General features: G+C 59.7%; 13 protein-coding genes. 1 reads left to right on the forward strand and 12 read right to left on the reverse strand.

Annotated features, from left to right (window positions below):
* Nucleotides 1-24 precede the first annotated feature (24 nt).
* The 3 genes from GXP70_RS25495 to GXP70_RS25505 form a co-directional block, all read right to left on the reverse strand.
* The gene (locus GXP70_RS25495; RefSeq protein WP_162359409.1) at nt 25-984 is read right to left on the reverse strand and encodes an ABC transporter permease; all 960 of its coding nucleotides are present in this window, start codon (nt 982-984) and stop codon (nt 25-27) included.
* A 28-nt stretch (nt 985-1,012) separates the two neighbouring features.
* Entirely contained in the window at nt 1,013-3,385 is a 2,373-nt protein-coding gene (locus GXP70_RS25500; RefSeq protein WP_162359410.1) for an alpha-L-rhamnosidase-related protein, read from the reverse strand.
* 212 nt (nt 3,386-3,597) lie between these two features.
* Nucleotides 3,598-4,629 (reverse strand): LacI family DNA-binding transcriptional regulator, encoded by a 1,032-nt coding sequence (locus tag GXP70_RS25505; protein ID WP_162359411.1) that lies wholly within the window; start codon nt 4,627-4,629, stop codon nt 3,598-3,600.
* A gap of 188 nt (nt 4,630-4,817) precedes the next feature.
* Here GXP70_RS25505 and GXP70_RS25510 point away from each other — a divergent pair, with 188 nt between their 5' ends.
* Nucleotides 4,818-4,982 carry a hypothetical protein gene (locus tag GXP70_RS25510; protein ID WP_162359412.1) on the forward strand — a complete coding sequence of 55 codons (165 nt, stop codon included), beginning with the start codon at nt 4,818-4,820 and terminating at the stop codon, nt 4,980-4,982.
* Nucleotides 4,983-5,833: 851 nt separating this feature from the next.
* Here the strand turns inward: GXP70_RS25510 and GXP70_RS25515 are convergent.
* The 9 genes from GXP70_RS25515 to GXP70_RS25555 form a co-directional block, all read right to left on the reverse strand.
* A complete protein-coding gene (locus GXP70_RS25515; protein WP_162359413.1) occupies nt 5,834-7,591 on the reverse strand; it encodes a glycoside hydrolase family 2 protein in 1,758 nt (585 codons plus the stop codon).
* 119 nt (nt 7,592-7,710) lie between these two features.
* Nucleotides 7,711-10,164 (reverse strand): family 43 glycosylhydrolase, encoded by a 2,454-nt coding sequence (locus GXP70_RS25520; protein ID WP_162359414.1) that lies wholly within the window; start codon nt 10,162-10,164, stop codon nt 7,711-7,713.
* Nucleotides 10,165-10,190: 26 nt separating this feature from the next.
* Entirely contained in the window at nt 10,191-11,951 is a 1,761-nt protein-coding gene (locus tag GXP70_RS25525; protein ID WP_162359415.1) for a glycoside hydrolase family 2 protein, read from the reverse strand.
* 64 nt (nt 11,952-12,015) lie between these two features.
* Nucleotides 12,016-13,029 (reverse strand): acyltransferase, encoded by a 1,014-nt coding sequence (locus GXP70_RS25530; RefSeq protein ID WP_162359416.1) that lies wholly within the window; start codon nt 13,027-13,029, stop codon nt 12,016-12,018.
* Complete coding sequence (locus tag GXP70_RS25535; RefSeq protein WP_162359417.1) at nt 13,026-13,832, reverse strand: carbohydrate ABC transporter permease; 807 nt, start codon at nt 13,830-13,832, stop codon at nt 13,026-13,028. The genes GXP70_RS25530 and GXP70_RS25535 overlap by 4 nt, the downstream gene beginning before the upstream one ends.
* On the reverse strand, nt 13,832-14,716 hold the full coding sequence (locus tag GXP70_RS25540; protein WP_318652392.1) for a carbohydrate ABC transporter permease: 885 nt from the start codon (nt 14,714-14,716) through the stop codon (nt 13,832-13,834). The genes GXP70_RS25535 and GXP70_RS25540 overlap by 1 nt, the downstream gene beginning before the upstream one ends.
* A gap of 94 nt (nt 14,717-14,810) precedes the next feature.
* Nucleotides 14,811-16,184 carry an ABC transporter substrate-binding protein gene (locus GXP70_RS25545; RefSeq protein ID WP_162359419.1) on the reverse strand — a complete coding sequence of 458 codons (1,374 nt, stop codon included), beginning with the start codon at nt 16,182-16,184 and terminating at the stop codon, nt 14,811-14,813.
* 229 nt (nt 16,185-16,413) lie between these two features.
* Entirely contained in the window at nt 16,414-17,343 is a 930-nt protein-coding gene (locus tag GXP70_RS25550; RefSeq protein WP_162359420.1) for an ArsR/SmtB family transcription factor, read from the reverse strand.
* 305 nt (nt 17,344-17,648) lie between these two features.
* On the reverse strand, nt 17,649-19,244 hold the full coding sequence (locus GXP70_RS25555; protein ID WP_192043393.1) for a hypothetical protein: 1,596 nt from the start codon (nt 19,242-19,244) through the stop codon (nt 17,649-17,651).
* Nucleotides 19,245-19,250: the final 6 nt, after the last annotated feature.

Consider the following 19,250-nt stretch of genomic DNA (forward strand, 5'->3'; position numbering starts at 1 on the left):
CCTTCCTTTCCGCTTACCGCCAGATTAGAACAGCGAGTTATCCTTGTTGAAGCGCCTTACCAAGGCATTGGAACCGAATACAAGGATGAAGCCGACCACGGACTGATACAGGCCTACGGCGGCAGTCGGCCCGAAATCGGCAGCCTGCTTGATTGCGCGGAAAATGTACGTGTCGATGACGTCCGTATGCTGGAACAGCAAGCCGTTATCGCCGATGATCGAGTAGATCGTGTCGAAATCGCCGCGGAGCATGCCGCCCAGGTTGAGCAGCGTCATGATGATGATCACGGGCGTCAGCATCGGCAGCGTAATCTTCCGGATTTGCTGCCAGCGGTTCGCCCCGTCGAGCGCGGCGGCTTCGTACAGATGGTCGTCGATGCCGGCGATGCTCGCCAGATAGATGATGGACGAATAGCCGACCGTCTTCCAAATATGCGTGCCGATAATGATCCAGCCCCACGGTCCCGCGACTTGCGACCAGACGATGGGATCATGCCCGAAGAGATGAAGAATCTGGTTGGCGATCCCGTTCTGGTCCGAGAAGACGATGGTCGTCACGAGCTTGCCGATAACGACGGCGGAGAAGAAGTACGGCAGAAACATCAGGTTCTGATAGAACTTCATCGCCAGCTTCGAGCGGATCTCGTTCAGCATGATCGCGAAGAGCACGCTGAGAATCGTCGTCCAGACCAAATAGTTCAAGTTGATGAATATCGTATTGAACGTCGTGCGGTATGCATACGAGCTGGTGAAGAAAAACTTGAAGTTCGCCCAGCCGACGAACGGACTGCTGTATCTGTCCATGACGTTATAATCCTGGAACGCGATGACCATGCCCCTCATTGGCAAATACGAGAACAGGAACACGAGCAGCGCGGCCGGCAGCATCATGAGGTAGTATGAATAATTCCGCTTCATGTCGACGATAAACACATTCCGCTTCTTGCCGGCCTTGCGATCGGCCGGCGTATCGGCGTTCTTCATGCAGAAACTCTCCTTTCTAAAGAAACGACTAGCTTGTCCGGCTGACCCGCAGCTCATGACGTCCCGCGCTTGCGATCGTCACGGCGATTGCGCCGTCCCGCGCTTCCGCCGTTACCGGCTCGCCGTCGAGCGTGACGATGCATGCGCCGTCCGCGGGCCGCGGCAGCTCCACGGTCACCGACCAGCCCGGCTGCTCCAGCGCGAAGCGGTAGATGTCCGCTTCGGCGGAGAGATTGACTTCCAGGTCGAGCGTATTGGCGCGCTCGCCGAGACCGAGCTGGACCCGCTTCGCCGACATCTCGTTCCAGCCTTGCGGGAATCGCGGCCGCAGCGTCAGCGCCTTGCTGTATGCGTCGGGCTTAATGCCGAACATGAAGCTCATGAGCGGCCAAGTCATGCCGTAGTTCGTCCAGGCCTGGACGAAGCAGCCGTAATCCGGCGACATCTCCGACATCGAGCCCGGCAGCCGCTTGTTGAACGTGGAAGCGATAAGCTGAATGAACCGCAGCGACTCGTCCATCCGATCGTACCGGGCTTCGGCGACTGCCTGCACGCCCGTCGAGATCGTCATCATCTGGTCGCGGTACATGCCCGACAGATACGTGCCCCACGGGCCCGTGAATTCGTCCGTCGCCATCCGCTCCAGCGCCCGGACGGCTTGACCGCGCGGCGCTAGGCCGGTTTCCATCGGCGTGTTGATGACCCAGTTCTTGAACAGCCACGGCCGTTCGCTCGCCGGATCGAGCCCGTCCAGCTCGGCCTTGATCGCTTCCAGGTCGCGGACCGCGTTCAGCGCGCCGAATTCCTGCGCCCGCTCGATGTAGACGTCGATCCGGCTCATGATTTTGCCGGCCGGCGCCATGGCGTCGGCGTAGAGCCCTTCCTTGTCGATCCACAGATCGCCGTTGATCTTGTCGCCGAGGCGAACCGCCAGCTCCTCGTAACGCGCCTGTACGTCGGCTTCGCCGAAGAAGGCCGCCATCCGGGCTCCTGCGAGCAGCGCGGACCAGGTATAGACCGCGGAATCGATCAGCTCGACGTTCAGTCCCTCGATTTCGATAATGCCGTAACCCTCCGGCAGCAGGTCGCCGTCCGGATCCATCTCGTCCAGCAGCCAGGCCAGCCCCTTCTTCACCGCCGGATAGACGCGCTTCAGGAAAGCGTCGTCTCCCGTCCACCGGAACACTTCCCAGACGCATTGGATGAAATGGGCCGTCTCCTGCGTGTTGCCCGGGTTGGCGACGATGCCGCTCGTCGACAGCTCGTGAATGATGCGCCCGTTCCCGTTCGCTTCCTCCGATGCCTTCAGGATGAGCGACAGCGTCTCCTGCGCCATGTCGAGTCCGCCGACGGGCAGCAGGCCAAGCAGCGTGTAGCTGTTGTCGCAGCCGAACCACCACGGGTATTCCGGATGGCCGGCACCCATGCCGCGCCCGACGTCCGGCACCTCGCGCACGAACCAGTCGTTGTGGAACTTCACCCAATCGAATACCTTCTGCACATGCTTGTCCGGAATGTTCACGACCGTCCGGCTTGCGATCGCTTCGTAACGGCCTCGCTTCGCTTCCCACAGCGCTTCGCGGTTATCCCGCAGCCGGGCGAACGTATGCAGCGCCTCTTCCTCGGAGCGGTTCGAGCCCGCCATGAAGAAATGAATCGTTTCCGTGCCGCCGGCCTCGATCGCGACGTTCTCGTAGCTCAGCGAGCCGCTGATGCCTTTGCCCGACGTCCAGTGCGGACCGAACATCTCGCTTCGGACCGCGCCTTTGCTGCTTGTCCGGTCTGCGCCGATGACGACATGCCACGGATTCAGCCGATCCTTCGCGAGGAACAATCCGGCTGCGTCGTCGATGCGTCCTTCGTCCGCGCCGTCCTGTATCCCCTTACCCTCGGAGAACCAGACGGGACTCAGATCGGTGCGGGCCAGCAGGCTCAGGTCCAGGCTCCGGCTCCGGCCGCTCAAATCGCGGAGCTCGTACGTCACGATCATCCCTTCGGCATCATCCGGGCAGAACTGGCGCCGCACCACCTCGAGCTCAAGCGCTTTCAGCTCGTACCGGTGCTCGTTGTAGAACGGATAGTTATGGAACGAATCGGATTCCGTCAGCCACATCGCCGTGGAACCGTTCATGGCGGCGCCGGCTTCGCGGTCCGCGATATGCAGCCAGAAGCCGTCGAGCAGCTTGATCGGATGGAGCCACAGCCCGCCCATTTCGAGCTTCACGTGATGCCCGAAGTCCGGGAAGCCTCCGTTCTGGCTGCCGATCAGATACGTGCGGTTGCCGGCGCAGATGAACATATCCTGCCAGGATAGTCCGCGCGATGCCCGCGATTCGTGATAAGGTTCCAAAACCGGTCCGAGACCGGGCGCGTTCGTGCCGCTCGAGATCGTTTGCAACATGTTCGTGCCTCCTTAATAATGGAACGGGATTTGAACAGGCTTGCCGGCGCCAGCGCCGTCTGCAATTCCGAAACGTTTCGGATTACTGCCTAAAAAAAGAGCGTTCATCCCGCTTATACTTTGTTAACTTAACTATTCTTTTTCGATCCTTTTAAGCGTTTTCATGTACCGGAAACGTTTTGGAAATCCTCCAAAAAAAAGCGCCTTTGCTGTTACTTACTCGCTGCCAATCCAAGGGGCGCCGTGCTTTCGCGAATCATCAATTCATTCTGCAATACGATCTTATGGTTCACGTTTCTATCCTCGAGCAGGTCGATCAGCAGCTGCGCCGCCTGATAGCCCATCTCGTATTTATCCTGGCGCACCGTCGTCAGCTTCGGCGAGCAATAGGAGGCGATCGCGATGTCGTCGTAGCCTACGATGGAGAACGTATCCGGCACCTTGCGCCCGCTTCGTTCCACGGCGCGCAGCGCGCCGAGCACCATCAGGTCGCTTGCCGAGAAGACGGCCGTCACTTCGGGATAATGCAGCATGATCCGGTACATCGCGTCGCAGCCGCCTTCTTCGGAGAAGCCTCCGTTCAGCACGAGCTCCGGCCGGAATGGCAAGCCGTGCTTCTCAAGCGCGGCGCGGTAGCCCGCCAGCCGCTCCTGACTCACCGCGGCGTCGTTATGTCCGTTGATCATCGCGATATGGCGGTGACCCTGCTCGATCAAATGCGCGACGGCTCTCTCCGCGCCGGCGACGTTATCGGTCGTCACATGGCCGAGATTGCTGCCTGACGCCGGAATGTCAATCAGCACGCAAGGAAAATTCGTATCGTTCGTCACTTCCTGCAAATAAGGATCGTTCACGCGCAGGCCCGAGATGATCGCGCCGTCCACGTTCCGTTCCTTGCACAAGTCGCCGTACGACTTGGTAATCTGCTTCTTCGGGTTCGTGCTGAACAGCATGATTTCGTAATTCAGCTCCGACGCCCTGTCGTTAATGCCGCATAAGATTTCGAACGCCAGCGCGTCCTTGGCGCCGGCCCGGTTGATCTCCGACAGAATGACGCCGATCGACCGCGATTTCTTCGTCACCAGGCTGCGCGCGAGAACGTTGGGCCGGTAATTCAGCTCCTTCGCGGCCTGGATAATCTTCCGGCGGGTTTCTTCCTTCACGTCATAATAGCCGTTCAGTGCTCTGGAAACGGTCGTTACGGAGACGCCGGCGTACTGTGCAAGATCTTTTATGGTGGTCAACCGACAACTCCTCCCTTATTTTCCGAAACGTTTTCGGTTTCCTGTGCACTCATTATATGCTAAACGTGAAAGCGTATGCAATACTTTTTTTACAAGTTTCTAAGGCAAGCTTCTCCTTGGCGGCTGGCTTGCCGGTTGTGAGCCGGGCAGCTATAATACGCGTCATAGAAGTCGAAAGGCCGGATACGATGAGCAAACGCGACTATGAAAGCAATGAAAACCGTACTCCCGCCTGCAGCGGAACGGACAATCGGGATGCCTTCGACCGCGCCTACTTCGGCAACCCGGGCTGCATGCTCGTCTTGATTGCCGTCGCGGCTGTCGTGTTATATCTGTACAACCGATTCTCCTAGCGCGGCTGCGGAAAATAAAAAGAGTCTCCGCTGGCGGAGACTCTTCGGCTGCATTGAAGCCCGCGCTTCTATATGCATGGGACAGTTTGCATAACAGCGGGCTTTCTTCTCTTGTGTTTCCAGGGCGGAACCAAGTCGTCGAGTCGTCGATTTTGAAGCTCTGCCGGCTCGGCCGGACGATGCTCCTTGAACGAGCGGCTTGATGCCGGCTCGGCCGGCTCGATAACCGGTATGTTCTGTCCGTCAAGGCCTCGAAGTCAAGTCAGCGGACAGGAGATCCGCTATTTCGCCTGGCAGGCTGGTTTTCGGCGCCTACCAGGGATTATAGCGGATCCTGTGTCCGATCGCTTATCGAAACGTACCGTTTTCGCATAAATAACGAATCCTCTGTCCGCCGGAGTGTCAATAAGTCCGTGGCGGCATGTCCAGCCTCGCCCGGTAAGCTCGTTAACACCTCGCCAGGTCAAAGCTCGACCGGCCAAACCGGCGGCGCGGCGCATACTGATTATGAGCCGCTGGATTCGCTGTTCCAGCTCTCTCCCTGCTTCCCGAAGCTCGACACTCCACGCGCGCAGCGCATACTGCCTATGCGCCGGCAAAATCGCTGCTCCAGCTCGCTCCTTGCTTCGCGAAGCTCGACACTCCCACGCACGCAGTGCATATCAACTATACGCCGCTGGATTCGCTGCTCAAGCTCTCGCTCCGTGCTGCCCGAAGCTCGACACTACACGCACGCAGCGCATATCAACTATACGCCGCTAAATTCGCTGCTCCGGCTCTCTCCCTGCTTCCCGAAGCTCAGCACGCTCCCCGTCCAGGCGAGTTCCCAAACCCGCCTGCCATCCTGCATGTTAAGCCAAATTGATCGCCCGAATCGTCTCGAGCGGAATCTTCGGCCGGCGGTCTTCCGTCAACAGGCCGTTGATCTCCTGCTGCACGTCAGTCACTTGCGTATAGCAATAGCCGCAGATGCCGTCTATGTGCTTGATCGCTTGCGTGATGCCGCGGAAACGGGCGACGAACGCCTCCTCGTCGGCCACTTGGTTGCCGTAGCCCCAGCCCTTCTCGTCGCGGAAGGCGATACCGCCGAATTCGCTGATGATGATCGGCTGACCGCGGTACGCGTAGCCTTGCGCCAGCGCGAACCGCCCGTTGTTGAAGGCCAGCTCGTTGCCGGTAATGCCATCCAGGTTACGGTAGCGGGCAAGAAACTTCTCGCCGCTTTCTTCGTAATCGTGCAGCGTCAGGATGTCGGAGACGGTGTGCTCCCAGCCGTCGTTAACGATGACCGGACGCATCGGATCGATCGCCTTGGTCAGATGGTAGATCGCTTCCGTGAACTGCTGCTGGCGCTTGTCGGCGAAAACGTTGCCGATGCCCCATGATTCGTTGAACGGCACCCATGTCACGATGCTTGGATGATTGTACTGCTGCTGCACGATCTCCAGCCACTCGCGGGTGAACCGGTCGAGCGCCTCGTCGTTGAATTCGTACGTGGCGGCCGCTTCCGACCAGACGAGCAGCCCCTTCACGTCGCACCAATACAGGAATCGCGCGTCCTCGATCTTCTGGTGCTTCCGCACGCCGTTGTAGCCCATCGCCATGATCGCGTCGATGTCGGCAATGATCGCCTCTTCCGACGGCGGCGTCAGGTGACTCTCCGCCCAATAGCCCTGGTCGAGAATCAAGCGCTGATAGAGCTGATCGTAGTTCAGCATGATTTTGCCGTTCACGATGGCAATCTTCCGCAGTCCGAAGTACGAGCCCACGCGGTCGACGACCCGGTCGCCTTGGCGAAGCACAAACTCAACTTCGTACAGCTTCGGGTTCTGCGGGCTCCAATATTCGATCCGCCACTCCCGTTTCTCGCTGATCAGATCCACCGTCGCGGAGAATGCCGAGCGGTCGATCAGCTGCGTCGTCTCTTTGATCAGGACGCCTTCCATGCTGATCGCGGTCGTCAGCCGCAGCGGCTCCGCGCAAGGCGCGATCGCCACGCGGTAATCGAAACGAACGGAGTTGGCGTCGGCGTCCGGCGTGATTTTCACGTTCCGCACATGATTCGCATCGACGTATTCCAGCCAGACGGTCTGCCAGATGCCCGTCGTCTGTACGTACCAGCAGCCGAAATTCTCCTTGCGCCAGCGCTGCTTGCCTCTTGGCTGCGTGCCGCTCTCGGTGTCTTCCGCTCTGACGACGACTTCATTCGCTTCGCCGGGCTTCAAGAAGGACGTCACATCGAACGAAAATGCGGCGTACGCGCCCTCGTGGCTGCCCGCATAGGCGCCGTTCACCCATACTTTGGCCAGGTAGTCTACCCCTTGGAAATGCAGCAGTACCCGCTTGTCCCGCTGCTCCGCGGGCACCTCGAACGTCCGCCGGTACCAGACGTACGGGTGGGCGGTCTCGTCCGCGATGCCGCTCGCCTTGGTCTCGTACGCGAACGGCACCTCGATGCGCAGGTCGCCGGGAAACGCTTCAAACCAGCGCTTCGTTTCCCCTTCGTCGGCATCGTCGAACCGGAAATCCCACGTGCCGTTCAGATTAAGCCAATCTTGGCGGACGAATTGCGGCCGCGGATAGTCCGGGCGGTAAATGCTTAGCGTCATTGTTGTCACCTTGCCTTTGGTATAATAAGTGCTGCGATCTGCAGACTATGGAATAAATCGTCTAAGCATCGTTTACATGACATGCGAAATGGGAGGCGCTTCGTCGCCCGCCTCGCCGGTCAAGGAGCCGGCGCAATCCGGAACGCGCCGAACCGGGCGCCGCCGCCAACCGACTTCAAGCCGGCGCGGCCGTGCAGGAACGCCGAATCGCTCTCGTCGGCGTAGCGAATGAGCGGCTCCGCGCCGGAGCCGGCGTACACGGCGATCGTATTGCCGACCGCAGTGACTTTCAGGCGAATCGTCCCGCCCGGCTGCGGCAGAATCGTCTTCGCGTCCGCGAGCGGCGTCGTGCCGTAATCGTGCTTCGCCAGATGGACGCCTTGTCCGTCGACGTAAGCGAAGTAGCCGCGCAGGAAATCGCTGCGGTTCTGGTTCAGCTCCATGCCGTTGGCCGGCTCGGTGACGCGGACGAGAATGCCCGTCTGCCCGCCGTCTTCCGGCACCGTGGCATCGGCTTCGACCGCATAATCGGTCCAGCCGTCCTCGCCGGTCAGAATCTTGCCGTCTTCGTCCGACGTGACGCGCAGCTGGCCGTCCTTGGCCGACCAGACGCCTTCGTAGCGCGTCCATCCGGGAATGAACTTGACGCCGAAGTCGTCCGTCTTGGCGGTCACCGGGGCGTACGGAGAGGCCGCGAACCAGGCGGCGTCAAGCGTGCCGCGCACGGTCTCCAGCGTGAGCCGGTGATTCCCCGCCGCCAGCTTGACGCCGTGCGCCGAGACGGTCTGCCAGGCGCCGCCGACCGGCTTGACGGCCAAGTCGCCGACGACCGGCTTGCCGTCCTCGGTCAAGCGGAGACTGGCGCCCTGCTCGCCGGCGGCAACGCGGAAGTCGAAGCTGTAGACGCCGCCTTCGGCTGCGTTGACCCGATAGGTCAACGGCTGCGACGCATCCAGCTTCGATGCCGCGAGCCCGCCGGCGCCATCGCTTGTCAACCCGTTCGCACGGGCCGCTCCGCCCTCATCCTGGAACGCGTTCACGCGTCCCGGAAGCGGCGCGTAGGCCAATCCGGCCGCGCTGCCGTCCACGGCATCGCTGAACGCGACGTACCCGAAGGACGCATCGGCGCCCTCGACGGCGTAACCGATCGCCCCCGCGCCCGCTTCGGCCGGCAGCTCCGCCGCGAGCAGCTTCATGCCTTCCGCGTAGACGGTCAGCGCGCTGCCGGCTTTCTCGACGCGCAGCGTCTGCAGCTGGCCGAGATCGAGATTGCCCGGCACGGACGCCGAGACGTGCATGACTTCCGCGCCGTCGTTCACGTAACGCGCTTCCAGCTTGCCTTCGGCCGCGCTCCAAGTCGCTATTCCGTAATTGTTCTTATCGGCATACGAGAACACGATGCCTGCCTTCCCTTGCTTGCCGGATAGCAGGCGGACATGATATTCCGCCGTGAAGCTGTCCGCCGTCTTCGCCTTCGAGACGAGCATCGATAAGCCGGACTCGCCCGCGCCTTCCGCGGTCAGCCCTTGGCCATCGCCGATCGCCCACTTCGCGCCGCCAACGCTCTTCCAGGCTTGGCCCGGCTTCTTGCGGTCGAACCGGTCGGCGAACACCGGCAGCGCCGGCGCCGCCTGCTTAGACGAAGTCGGGCCGGCCACTTGCAGCAGATTCCCGTCCCAGACGATCCGGTCGAGATTCATATGCCGCAGCGGACCGACGACGCCGTGTCCTTCGAGATTGTGATACACCATATATTGCGTGTCCAGATCCGGACCCGTGACGACGGAGTTATGGCCGAGCCCGACGGTCGCTCCCTCCGCGCGCAGCAGGACGGGATCGTTCGGCTGGCTGCGGAAGCCCTGCAGCGGCGAAGCGCTGACCGCCGCGTCGACGCGATATCCGGCGCTGAACACGTGATTGCCCGTGTAGGTCATATAATAGCGGTCATGATGCTTGAACACGGTCGGCCCTTCCGTCCAACCGCCCATGTAGGCGCCCGTCTGCGCTTCTTCCGGCGCGACGGTCAGCGGGTCGGTCATCGGCGCGGCCTGGATTCCCATGGGGCCGGCATAGTAGAAGTACCACTGCCCGTCGTCGTCGACGAACGTCGTGCCGTCTATGGTGCGGCCGAAATTATCGGTCGCGACCTTGAACGGTCCCGTCGGCCTGTCGGCAACGAGCGCGTAATGCCCTTGTCCGGCCGGCGATGTATACATGTAGAACTTGCCGTTCCAATAGCGCACTTCCGGCGCGTACGCCGCGGTCGTAACAGGATCTTCCGTGCATAAGCCTTCGTATTTCCAGTCTTCGAGGTCTGCGGACGACCAGACTTTCACGCCCGCGTCGGTATCGCGCGTGCTGACGTACAGATAGTACGTACCGTTGTAGGCGAAGACGAACGGGTCGCCCAGGCCGTATTCGCCCCATTCGTCGGGCAGGCTGATCGGATTCGTATACGTGCGGACGGCTGTCGTTACCGAAGCCTCCGGCTTGCCGTCGTCGTTCCCCGCGCAGCCTGCCGCGCCGAGGCACAGCAGGACCAGCAGCGGCCCCGCCCATTTCATGCGTCCCATGCGGTCATCCCTCCGTTCGCCGGATTTTACCGGCCTGCCACGATGCGGCGAATCTGCTCCAGCGGCAGCTTCGGCTGCCGGTCGTACGTGAGCAGCCCGTTGATCTCCTGCTCCACGTCGGTCAACTGCGTATAGCAGAAGCCTTGCACGAGCGGCGCTTCGCGAAGCGGCTCCACGACGTTGCGCAGCCGTTCTTCGAAGTCGGCCTCGTCCTTGGCGCCGGAATAGCCCCAGCCTTCCCAGTCGCCCTTCTGGAAGGAGATGCCGCCGAACTCGGTCACGAGCAGCGGCTGGCCTTCGTACGGGTAGCCCGGCACGAGAATCCAACGGTTGCCCGGGCGGGCGGCGAGCGCCTTGTCGATCGACGAATACCGGTCGTCCAGCACCTCGCGGCGCCATTCGTAATCATGAATCGTAACGAGGTCGGTTGTCACGAGTTCCCAGCCGTCGTTGGAGATGACCGGACGGGTCGGATCGAGCGATTTGGTCATATGGTACATCGCCAGCGCATGCTGCCGCTGCTGTTCGTCGACGAGGATGTTGACGACGCCCCAGCTTTCGTTGATCGGCACCCAAGCGACGAGGCAAGGGTGGTTGTAGTCGCGTTCGACCGCTTCGATCCATTCGCGCGTCACGCGGCCGACGTACGGCTCGGAGAAATGGTACGCGTTCGCCATCTCCCCCCAGACGAGCAGACCGAGCCGGTCCGCCCAATACAGATAGCGCGGATCTTCGATTTTCTGATGCTTGCGGGCGCCGTTGAAGCCCATTTCCTTCGTCAGCTCGACGTCGCGCTTGAGCGCTTCGTCGCTCGGAGCGGTCAGGAGGCCCGTCGGAAAATAGCCCTGATCGAGCACGAGCCGCATCTCGTACGGCCGGTTATTCAGCAGCACCACGCCGTCCTCGATGGAGATTTTGCGCATGCCGAAATAGCTGTCGATGCGGTCGGCTTCCACCCCGTCGACGAGCAGCGTCAAGCGCAGGTCGTACAGGTTCGGCTTCTCCGGCGTCCACCAGCGGCCAAGTCCGTGGTCATTGAAGTCGTGAATGCCGATAATGCGCGTCTCGGCGTCACGCGTCACGCGGAACTGGTCTTCCGAGACGATTTCGCCTTCGAACGCGACCGTTGCGCGCAGGACGACGTCCGCTCCCGGCTTCAGGCCGGCGACGAACGCTTGAAGCTTGAGCTGGTTATGGTCGATGTCCGGCGTCAGGCGAACGCGTCCGATATGCGTCGGCGCGACCGGTTCCAGCCATACCGACTGCCAGATGCCCGTCGTGCGCGTATAGAAAATGCCGGCGGACTTCTCTTCCCAGAACTGCTTGCCGCGCGGCAAGGTCACGTCTTTGCTGTAGTCGACCGCCTTGACGACGACGACGTTCTCGCCGTCCCGCAGCGCCTCCGTGACGTCCGCCTTGAACGGCGTATGGCCGCCTTCGTGCGCCAGGACGAACTTGCCGTTCACCCAGACGCGGCAGTCGTAATCGACCGCGCCAAAATGAAGCACGATGCGCATGCCTTCGTAATCGGCAGGCAGCGCGAACGAACGGCGGTACCATACGGTATCGTGGAACGCCGTATCCGCGATGCCGCTAAGCTCGCTTTGATAACAGAACGGCACCGCGATGCGCGCCGGGAATTCCCGGCTGCCTTCGTGCCAGCCTTCGCGTTCCCCCGATTCGGAATCATCGAACGCGAATTCCCACTCGCCGTTTAAATTCAGCCATTTCTCGCGAACGAACTGCGGGCGCGGGTATTCGTCTCTAAGTTGTGTTGGTTGCACCATGTTCTCCCACTCCTTCGAAGCTTATCTATTTCTAATTGTTTTCCTGTTTCGATAATCAACCGGCCTATTTGCTTTTCTTCGTAATAATCCACACGGAGAACGTCACGACGCCGAGCACGGCCAGAGCCAGTCCGAGACCGCCCGGCGCGCCGACCGGCACGCGGTTCTGTTGATTGCCTTTCAAGGCGAAAATCATCATGTTGCTCATCACCAAATACCACAGCACGTTCCGTCCCATCGTCTCGAAGACGGCGAACGGCGCCGGATACCGCTCCATCAGCTTGCCGAGCAGGTAATAGCCGTAGAGAATCAGGGCCGGACCGATAATCCACCATACCGACGGCGGGAACCGTTCCGGCAAGGCCGCGTCATCCGCGATCAGGCGCCACAGGAACGCCCCGGACGCGGCGAGGGCGCCGGCAAGCACGCGCCAATCCCAGCCGATGCGGTAACGCGCGAATAAGATGCCGATCAGATAGTACGGAAAATATTGCAGCACCGGGAACGAAGCGAAGTCCCGCGTGCCGACGAGCGGCCCGAGCTTCATCGCGTGAACCGAACCGTAAGGCAGCCACGTCGTCAGCAAGAGCAAGCCCGCCGCGGCGAAGCCGAGCCATCTGCGCCCGGCAAGCGCTCTAAGCGGTACGAATAGAAGAAGACCGGCGATCATCAAATACGTGAACGACCAGAGAAACTCGGACCAGCCCGGCATGTCGTTCAGCAGGAGGATCGGTCCGACCGTCGCCCGGGACAGCGCCCTGCCGTCGATGAACAGCCTGTAAGCCAGCCCGGATAGATAGAAGGCCCCCAGCGTCTTGACCGCCGCGAGCAGCATGCGCGGCGCCGCCTGCCGGAACGTCTTCGTATAGTAAGCCAGCTGCGAGACGTACCCGAAGCTGAAGACGAATCCCGTGAACGTGATCAGATTAATGACGTCGATGATTCGCTGCCCGCCGGGATATACCTGTTGGTCGCTAAAAAACTGCAGCGTATGGCAATAGACCATGCCCAGCACGAGCAAGCCTTTGAATAGATCGATCGCCCTCTCCCGCTTGCGCGCGGCCGGTGCGCCTATCATCCTTTAATGCCGGACAGGCTGATTCCTTTGACGATCTGGCGCTCGAAGATGATGAAGAGCAGCATGATCGGCAGGGAAGCGATCGTATTGACGACCATCGGCTTCACGTAGTCTTCCGAATACTGGCTCATCAGCGTCGGAATGCCCATCGGCAAGGTGAACAGATTATCGTCCGTGATCGAGAGGAACGGCCAGAGGAAGTTGTTCCACGAGCCGATGAACGTCAGGATCGCCATCGAGGCCAGCGCCGGACGGGTCAGCGGCAGCATGATGCTGCCGAAGATGCGCCACGTGCCGCCGCCGTCCATCTGCATGCTCTCGAGCAGGTCGTTCGGCACGCCGTCGAAGAAGCTCTTGAGCACGATGACCGCGAACGGGGAAGCCAGCGCCGGAATGATCAGGCCTTGGTACGAGTTGAGCAGGTTCATGCCCTTGGCCACCTGGTACAGCGGGATGATGATCGCTTCGCCCGGCACGAGCAGGCCCGCGAGAATGAAGAAGAAGAAGACCGAACGGAAGTGGAACGGCACCTTCGACAGCACGAAGGCCGCCAGCGCCGCGATGATGACCGTCAGCACCGTGACGCACGCGGCGACGAAGAAGCTGTTCAGCACCCAGTTGGACAGCTTCGTTCCGTTCAGCACCTGGTCGTAGACGGCGAACGAATACGGCGGCGTGAACCAATCGACGACGCTGACGATCTTCATGCCTTCTTCCTTGATGGACACGATCAGCATCCATACGACCGGGGCCAGGAAAACGAGAGCGAACAGCAGCGAAATGATCCGATACACATTTTTCATCAGGCTTGCGCTCCTTTCCGGTTGTTCAGCCAGTATTGGAAGACCGAGAGCACGAGCAGAATCGCGAACAGCATGTAGGACATCGTGGCCGCGTAGCCGAGGTCGTTCTTCTTGAAGCCCGTCTCGTAGATCAATTGAATGATCGGACGGGTTTGGTCGAGCGGGCCGCCCCCCGTAATAATGTAGATTTGCATGAATACTTTGAAGGACGCGATAATCTGCAGCATCGTAATCGTCTTCGTGATCGGGCTCAGGTACGGGAACGTGATCCGGAAGAAGATCTGTGTATCGTTCGCGCCGTCCAGCCGGGCGGCCTCGTAGATTTCATCGGGAATTTCCTGCATGGCCGACAAATACAAAATGAAGTTGAAGCCGACCGTCCACCAGAGCGTAAGCAGCGCGATGGCGATCCAGGAAAGATTCGTTTCGTTCAGCCAGAAGATTTCGGTGTTCTGGGGCAGCAGATGAATCCAATGAAGCGCCGAGTTCACGAGCCCGGTATACGGTTGAAACACGAAGAGGCCCAGGAACGAAGCGACTGCGACGGACAAGACGCTGGGCAGGAAAAAGACGCTGCGGTAAAAGCGCTGCAGCCTGGATTTGCGATTGGCGATCATGGCAAGCGCGATGGCAAGGATAATCATCGTCGGCGTCGTCAGCACGACGAAAATCAAGGAATGGCCGAGCGCCGCCCACATGTCCTTGTCGTGAATCATTTTCGAATAGTTGTCCCAGCCGACGTATTTCATTTTTTTGATCAGCGTCCATTTGTAGAACGACATGTTCACGCCTTTGATGATCGGCCAGATCGTGAACAGGATATAAATAACCAGGAACGGCAGCAGGAACAAAAGCGCCACAAGATCCGCTCTAAGCTTGCCCATTCTCATATTTTGCCTCCCCCTCTCCGTTTCCGAGAGCGAGCTTGGAACCGGAATTGGCCCCAAGCTCGCGGGAAACGATGCGATATGAATCGGACTATTCGTTCAGCACTTTCTGAACGCCGTCTTGCAGTTTGTCCATGGCCGCCGCCGGAGCCAGCTTGTTCGCCCACACTTCGTTCAGAATTTTGAACGACGCGTTGTCGCGGATCTGCCAGTTCTTCGTGGACGGCTTGCTGAATTTAACCGTCGAGGCCACCGATGCATAGTCGCTGCGGTAAGGCATTGCTTTGTAGTCCGCGTTCTCGAGGACGGAAGGCTTGGACGGGATATGTCCCGCTTTCGCCCAGATTTGGCCGTTGGAAGCGACCCAGTCCGCGAAGATCATCGCCGCTTTGCGCTTCGCCGGATCTTCGGATTTGGTCACCGGCAGGATGATCGTGTGCGAATCGCCCCACGTCGCTTCCTGATCGAAAATTTTCGGAATCGGCATCGCGCCGAACTCGAGGCCTTTCGTCGATTCCCATGTGCCGGTCGCCCAAACGCCCGTCATCATGATCGCGGCCGTGCCGCTCTGGAAGTTCTTGTAGAAGTCCGGATCGTTCTTCTTGATGAAGCCGCCCGTGTACAGCTTCTGGATGTAATCGGCCGCTTTCGCGCCCTTGTCCTTGTCGACGGCAGCGGACTTCAGATCGTCGGATACGATATCGTTGCCGCCTTGCTGGGAGTACAATGCCCACCACAGACGGTAAGGATCGTCATTGGCGCTCGACAGCGCGAACGGCGTCACTTTCGCCGGCAGCTTCTCTTTCAGCGTCTGCAGGAATTTCATGAATCCGTCCGCGGACTGTTCCAGAACCGGCTTGCCGTCTTCTCCGAGCAGACCGGCGTCCTTCAGCAGCTTCTTGTTGTAGTACATGATGAACGGATGCGTATCGATCGGAGCCGCGTAATGCTTGCCGTCGACGATCGTGGCGTTCAGCAGGTTCTGGTTGTAGGTAGACCAGTCGACGCCCGCTTCCTGCGCCGCGCCGTCCATGTCGGTTACGACGCCTTGGTCGATCAAATCAGGGAGGCGGGAGGTATGGGAAATGCCGATATCGGGACCGTTGCCGTTGCCGACCGCGGTAATGAGTTTCGTGTAATATTCGCCCCAGACGAGCTTCGTGTTCTTGACCTGGATGTTCGGATGCGATTTATTGAACTCGTCGACCAGCGTCTGCATGTTGGCGCCGTCGCCGCCGTCGAACAACGTCCAGAAGTTCAGGTTGATCGTCTCGCCGCTATCCGCAGCCGCGTTGCCGCCATTGGCATTGTCCGTCGCCGCCGTTCCGGCGTTAGCGGCTTTGCCGTCGTTGCCGCTGTTGGCGCTTCCATTATTGGCGTTTCCGGCGTTGTTGCCGCCGCATGCGCTGAGAAGCAGGGAAATCGAGAGCAAAGACGTTGCTGCAAGGGATAATCTTTTTTTCATGGTGGGCCTCCCTATTTTTTCTTTCTTCGAAATCCGGAAACGAAGTGGTTATTTTGTTTTATTACATAATTCTCGTTTCCATATACGTATATTACCTGTTGATTCGACAAATGTCAACGGTTTCATTTCAATCTTTTGGTTTTAATCCAATTAAAAAAGCCTTTAGTGACAGGATTCCTGTAACTAAGGCTTTTTATTCCATTTCGCTTGAAATATGCTGCGTTCTCCCTTACTCCATGCCATAATTGACTTTCATCACGATGCCCTGCTCGTAATCGCCGAATTGCTGGCCGAACAGGTTCACGCCGCCCTTATGGACCGCGTCGTCCTTGACGCCGATGCGGATCTTCACGCTCGGACGCTGCTTCAGGTTCAAGTCGCCGATGTTGATCGCGGAGATCTCTTTCATGTCGAGCGTCGTGCGCTCCCCGTCGATGATCCAGGTTTTGAGCAAGCCGTATTGCGTCGCTCCGTCCGACCACCAAGCCGGATTTCGCTTGCCTCTGCGGCCGCCGAAGTCGCCGGGGCTCGTCCAAGAACCGATTTCCCGCCCGTTCACCCACAGCGTGATATCGGAAGGCCAATTGTTGTCGTAGTTCGGCGCTTCCGAGCACAGTTCCATGGACACTTCGAGCGACTTGACCTGCGCACCCGACGGAAGGTCGAGCGGCAGCTGGTATTCGACATAGCCTTTGCGAAACCAGATCAACTGCGCGTCGATATGCTTCGGATGGTAGAACTGGACCGGCTCGTCCTCGTCCAACAAGAAGCCGTTCGTGCCGGCAATGCCGCAGGTCGGATAAACTTCGCAGTCGCTGTAATGGCCGATCGGCATCTCCACGCGGTATTCCGTGGTCTCGCCTTTCGGAAGCGCCTTCGGCATATTGAAGCCGATATGGATGTCGTCGTAATTCCGGCTGCATACCTTCATCGCCCCCCGCGTGGCCGGCAGCAGCTCGGTGTTGATCAGCCCCGCCGCTTCCAGCACCTTCACGTTGTTGGCAACGGTCGATACCGGAAGTTTAAGGGCCTCGGCGATCTCCACCACGTTCAGCTTCTTCGTGTTCAACAGCTGCAGAACATCGACCCGCGACCGCGTCGACAACGCGTGCGCAACGCTCACCAGCTCGTCCGGATCTTCAAAGCTCAGCTCTAACATGTCGCCACCTCTTCTCAGTTATGATCCCATTACATGTATTGTACATAAAAGAACGCTTTCAATCAAACATTTTGTATTAAAACAAAAATAACGATTAGTATTGTCGGTTCGGCAGGATGGCGCATGCCGGACTTCGACAGGCGGCGGTTCCGGCCGTCGCTTCGTTGATCCGATTCGCAGCCGGCGCCATCGTTCGCTCGGAGGCAAAATAAAACCCCCTATTAGAGCAAATAATTCCGCTTTGCTTCTAATATAAGGGGTTTTAAACTGGTAAGAGGTTTTAAACTGTGCTTATTCAACTAAAGTTAACCGTTAGCCTCGAATCCCAGCTCCAGCTCGCTGTCCGCCGCGCGGAGCTCGATCCGATTCGCGCCGATGTCATTGCGGCTTCGGCCGAATTGCCCTGCGCCGCTCAGCCGAACCTTGTACGGATGGCCGTGGAACGCATAATCGATCGCTTCTGGCTCCAGGCGGATCTCCGGCAGTCCGTCCGTGTCGGGCCATTCCATCAGGAGTCCCCAGCTGCCCGGGCCGCCGTCGGCAGAGAAGACGATAGCTTGCTCCGTGCAGCGGATACGCAGCGTCCGCCCGCCTTCCAGCCGGACCGTGACCGTCAATTCCTCTGGCGCCGATTCATCGGTTTCGAGCGACAGCGCCTTGACCGGCACGGCTCCGCCTTCGGCGTCATAGAGGACGGGACGAATACCGGCCGGCGTACGCTCGTCGCTCCACCGGGCGCCGTCCACGACGGGCAGCGTATCGTAATGGCTGTTCTTGTCCGGGCAGACCGCGTTCAGGTAGCGTTCGACATAGCGTTCGTCGAAACGCTGGATATCGCGAATCGAGAGCTCGCCGTCGTTATTCAGCAGGTTGATCCGGTAATGCCGGTTGTAGTACCAGACCGACTGGCGGCCTTCGTTCCGCCAATCCTTCATGGCGCAGATGGAGGAAGCCGGCGTAACCGGATATTGACGCCTGAACCAGCGGCCCGATTCCGCAAGCGTCTCGACCTTCAGCTCGCCATTGGCTTGCCGCTCGGCCAGGAGCTCGACCTGGTCGATCAAGCCGTCCTTCATCGCCGCCCAGCCGAAGGAGTTCTCCTGGCCGACCTGCGTATAGCCGAACGATACTTGCTCCGGACGGAAATTGACGTCATAGAACCATCTCACCCAATCCGGGATGCCGCCGCCTCCTTCCTTGCCCGAATAGACCGGCTCCAGCGTAATGACGGCTTGGCCGTTGCCGCCGAGCTTGGCGTCATATTGGTAGACCGGATCGCTTCCGAGCATGCGGAACACGGGAACCGGGATCTGGGCTTCTGCGGTCTGCGCGGGCATGAAGCCGTTCAAGCGGCTCGGGTAGTAGGCCTGATTGTAATAGCCGCCCCATAGCGTATAGCCGTCCGTTCCCCATTGATCCTTGCAATTGCAGGAGGCCGCGATCTGATACTTATCCGACAGATACCCCAGCAAATGCGCATCCATGAACCAGGAACCGACGGATTGCGGGTAATGGCCGAACTTCGCGCGAAAATCTTCCATGAGCACGTCCGCCAGCCGTTCCCGCTCCTCCGGCGTATAGCCGACGGAGAAGGCGATATGCGCGTGCCAGTCCCAGGGGAAACGGCCGCGCCAGGCAATGCCGGCTTTCTCCGCAAGCGGCTGCACGACTTCGAACCAGACGCCGATCTCCTGCCCCGCGTCCGCCTCGCGCAGCAAGTCCGTAAACGCCGGATTAATCAGCGCGTCGTATTGCAGCAGCCACGTCGCCCGCAGGCCGTGCTTCTGCACGAGCGCCAGCTGCTCCCTTACCGGCTCGATGAGGTCCATCGGCTCCCGGGGCTCGACGCCCCGGATGAAGTTAATGATATTGACATGATTCGGATAAACTGGCTTATTCAATGCATC

It is taken from the genome of Paenibacillus lycopersici, from assembly GCF_010119935.1.
In the GTDB taxonomy this organism is placed as follows: Bacteria; Bacillota; Bacilli; order Paenibacillales; family Paenibacillaceae; genus Paenibacillus_Z; species Paenibacillus_Z lycopersici.

Coding starts and splice junctions, on each gene's coding strand:
- GXP70_RS25520 (WP_162359414.1), bottom strand. CDS start 10,164: ATGGGACGCATGAAATGGGCGGGGCCGCTGCTGGTCCTGCTGTGCCTC.
- GXP70_RS25500 (WP_162359410.1), bottom strand. CDS start 3,385: ATGTTGCAAACGATCTCGAGCGGCACGAACGCGCCCGGTCTCGGACCG.
- GXP70_RS25510 (WP_162359412.1), top strand. CDS start 4,818: ATGAGCAAACGCGACTATGAAAGCAATGAAAACCGTACTCCCGCCTGC.
- GXP70_RS25515 (WP_162359413.1), bottom strand. CDS start 7,591: ATGACGCTAAGCATTTACCGCCCGGACTATCCGCGGCCGCAATTCGTC.
- GXP70_RS25540 (WP_318652392.1), bottom strand. CDS start 14,716: ATGGGCAAGCTTAGAGCGGATCTTGTGGCGCTTTTGTTCCTGCTGCCG.
- GXP70_RS25495 (WP_162359409.1), bottom strand. CDS start 984: ATGAAGAACGCCGATACGCCGGCCGATCGCAAGGCCGGCAAGAAGCGG.
- GXP70_RS25530 (WP_162359416.1), bottom strand. CDS start 13,029: ATGATAGGCGCACCGGCCGCGCGCAAGCGGGAGAGGGCGATCGATCTA.
- GXP70_RS25550 (WP_162359420.1), bottom strand. CDS start 17,343: ATGTTAGAGCTGAGCTTTGAAGATCCGGACGAGCTGGTGAGCGTTGCG.
- GXP70_RS25525 (WP_162359415.1), bottom strand. CDS start 11,951: ATGGTGCAACCAACACAACTTAGAGACGAATACCCGCGCCCGCAGTTC.
- GXP70_RS25545 (WP_162359419.1), bottom strand. CDS start 16,184: ATGAAAAAAAGATTATCCCTTGCAGCAACGTCTTTGCTCTCGATTTCC.
- GXP70_RS25535 (WP_162359417.1), bottom strand. CDS start 13,832: ATGAAAAATGTGTATCGGATCATTTCGCTGCTGTTCGCTCTCGTTTTC.